This is a genomic window from Blautia sp. AF34-10, from assembly GCF_003477865.1.
GTDB classification, from domain to species: Bacteria; Bacillota; Clostridia; order Lachnospirales; family Lachnospiraceae; genus Fusicatenibacter; species Fusicatenibacter saccharivorans.
On the sequence record NZ_QUED01000065.1, the window covers coordinates 1 to 3,111 of the forward strand.

Here is a 3,111-nt window from a genome sequence, read left to right on the forward strand (position 1 = left end):
ATTAACCAAAGAACAACAGATTTATTGATAATGCTTTTTTAAATTTACTTCTCCAAAATAAATGATGACAGCCGCACTTGTCAGTATCATCAGTAGGGTAATAACATCCCAACAGTTTTTCTTATATAATTCTATAACCTTTATTTCTATCAGTATCGCCAGTATTCCTGTCCCTGCCACACATATTCCCACAACCAATATCAGCAATAACCAATATATGATTCCGGGTATAATCTCATTTGGAATTTTTGTGCTGATTTGTGCCACAGATTGCCCGGCATCAATCGTCCAACCAATAAAAGTTTGTATGAATGATGCTGCATCATGGAAGAATGATTTGCAATCGGAAAGGAACACATCTGACTGTACTGCCTGAAAAAGAGTGGTTGTCAGCGAATACCATGCAAGAAGGAACAAGGTTGTTTGGAACATTACCGTTTTTGCTTTATATTGTCCTGCAAGTTGCTCTTTTTGTGTTTCGTATCTTGCTTTTGCATTCTGATAGGCTGTCCGGTCACAGGCTTCGCATTTTTATAGAGTACCGGCTTTTCTACCGGTATCTCTACGATTTTCTGATGTGTCCGGGCATAATCCCGTTGTTGTGTTAAGCATCGTATTTTATCTTGACATTCCTCTATCGTGACGTTTGCGCTTCGCAGCTTCTCTTTCTCGCTCCGCAATGCTCTGTCTGCCAGCTTCAAGTCGTTCTTTAATGCTTGAATATTCCCGGCTCTGTTCTCTTTGTTTAATTTCTCGTTCAAGGTCAGAGATTCGTTGAGCTGCGTCTTCAGTTCCACGATAAGCTGGTCTTTCTGTTCCAACTCTTCTTGTATCTCCTCGGTCAAGAGCAGAAGTTCTTCCAACTGTTCGGCGTTCTTTAATTCTCTGGATTCGTTCATCTATATCACGTCCTTTCTCTACCTGCTGTTCCAGTTCAGCAATTCGGTGTTCTGTTTCAGTAATAAACTGTTTTCGCTGTTCAGCTTCTGTGCCAATATCTGCCATTGCTGATTTTCGTTTTCCAAAAGTTCTATCTTCGTTTTCTGTTCTTCCATCTTGGAAAGCAGTTCCTCGGTACTTGGCAAAATGTTGAGCAGCTCGGATAACTCGCTGTTTAATTTTTGCAATTTCTGATTCTGTTCCTGCATAAGAGAGAGTTGGGTGTCCCGGTTCTGCATTTCCAGAAGCATTTCTGCCATTAAGGTCTGCTGTTCTTCGATTTGCCCAATCATAGATTCCATTAAGGGTATAATTTCCCGGCTTTCTTCTAATGTCATTTAATCGCTCCTTCCATAATGATAATGCACCAGATACTTTCCCAAAGGTGTCCAGTATCTTTTGCAATAACGTGTTTTGTTGTTTTATGATTTGATTTTCCGCTACTTTCCACGAACCTTTTATTTCCTGCCCGGCAAGAAACTTCTGTTCAATCTTTCTTGCGTCAGCACCTTCATGGATGGTAGGAATCTGGAGTTTTCCCTGCTTTTCATAAGAACGGTGATCGACCTGATTATGCAAAGGCAGATGTTCATTACACACCTTTGCCCACTCGCTCCGCCACAGTTCACAGTTTTTTGGATTGTTCCATCCCGTAGCATCGGTCAGTACCCGTTTCCATTGCAGGCGGTTTCTTGCACCAATCTTCTGGATTCCGTTTTCATCTAATACAGGGATACGGATTCCATGACGGTCAGGGTTTTTCTTATCCTGCCACCAGTTCGGATGGGATTCATCAATCACGATATTTCCGCTTTTATCTCTGACAAAACCCCAATCTTTGACTTCTTTCTTCCCCCAAGAATGATCCGGGTTAAAAGGGCGCATTGTCAGAAGCAGATGGACATGAGGATTGCCATCCCCTTTGTCGTGGATACTCCAATCAGCACACATTCCCTTATCCACAAATGTTTTTTTGATATAGTCGGCTGTATATTGAATCTGTTCCTGTCTGCTCCATTCTTTTGGGAGGGCAAATTCAAATGACCTGCCAAGTTGGGCATCTGCACTTTTTTCAATCTTCAATACCTCATTCCATAACCGTTGTTTCTGAAATGTGATTTTAAATTTTTCTAAAGCAGCTTCTTTATCTTCTGACCTTTTGTATCGGACAGATTTTTGAAAGCGTTTTATATTTTCTTCTGGTACTATCTGCCATTCAGGAGGTGCGTTTTCGCACATCATCAGACTGGTGTAGACCACTTCTTTTTTAGAAGTGTAATAACTGATTCTCCCGGTTTCCTCGTTTTTCATCACATCCCCATTGAGATATGCGGAAGCGGAGATAACAGATTTCCCTTTACTTCGTCCGACTATTTTGACTGTGTAATGAAAAATCGCCATGTCTGGATTCCTCCTTTCTGCACATCCGGCATAGATTTCCGGCAACATTGCTTTCAGTTTTAGAAAAAGCAGTATTGCCGGAACGCCCTCTGCGTAAGAGTGCCCTGCGCATAGCAGCCTGCATGGAATGCGCCTCTCTGGCGAAGAGTGCCTCCTGCGGCATGAGCAGGTCTGGCTGAAAGCCCCGCCGACGGAACGAGCCCGGCAAGCGTGAGCGAAGACCGGTTGCCACTTGTGGCAAACTTATTGGGACGACCTCTGGTTGTCCATAAGTGCGCCCTTCATGAAAAAGCAATGAAGGGAATGAAAAACTCATCCCCCGCCATTACACTTCCTCCATATCGGTATTTGTTTCTTTCTGCATTGCCTTTGAAAAAAATTTCCCATTGGCTTCCTGCTTTTTCAGAAAACCAATCAGCTTTGGGATGTCCTCTTCCTCAATAGGCGCACCGAGAACGGATTCCACCGCACCGCCAACCTGACAGAGCCTATGGGTTCGTTTTTTACTTTCTTCGGCTTTCTTTCGTTTCAGAAGTTCTTTCTTCTGTACTGCATATCGTTTTGCTTTTTCAAGGCTTTCCTGTTCCTTCTTTTCCATTTCAAGCATTCGTTCTTCATAACTTTTTGTTGATTTTGCCATGATTACATTCCCCTTTCTTTTACAAACATAAGTTCTCGGTTGCGTATCAGAAGAAGCACATGGTATAATCTTCTTGCGTGTAGGTATATCATGGCTTCGGTCTGATAGAACCTTTGGCGGTTTCTTGGGAA

2 protein-coding genes and 1 pseudogene are annotated in these 3,111 nt (G+C 42.6%); all 3 read right to left on the reverse strand.

Annotated elements, in window-relative coordinates:
- Positions 1 to 21: 21 nt before the first annotated feature.
- The 3 genes and pseudogenes from DWZ60_RS16745 to DWZ60_RS16760 all read right to left on the reverse strand — a co-directional run bounded on the left by DWZ60_RS16745 (position 22) and on the right by DWZ60_RS16760 (position 2,980).
- Positions 22 to 701 (reverse strand): annotated as a pseudogene (locus DWZ60_RS16745) (DUF6040 family protein).
- A complete protein-coding gene (locus DWZ60_RS16750; RefSeq protein WP_009244916.1) occupies positions 619 to 2,340 on the reverse strand; it encodes a MobA/MobL family protein in 1,722 nt (573 codons plus the stop codon). The pseudogene DWZ60_RS16745 and the gene DWZ60_RS16750 overlap by 83 nt, the downstream one beginning before the upstream one ends.
- A gap of 325 nt (positions 2,341 to 2,665) precedes the next feature.
- Entirely contained in the window at positions 2,666 to 2,980 is a 315-nt protein-coding gene (locus DWZ60_RS16760) for a hypothetical protein (RefSeq protein ID WP_004843520.1), read from the reverse strand.
- Between the last annotated feature and the right edge of the window lie 131 nt (positions 2,981 to 3,111).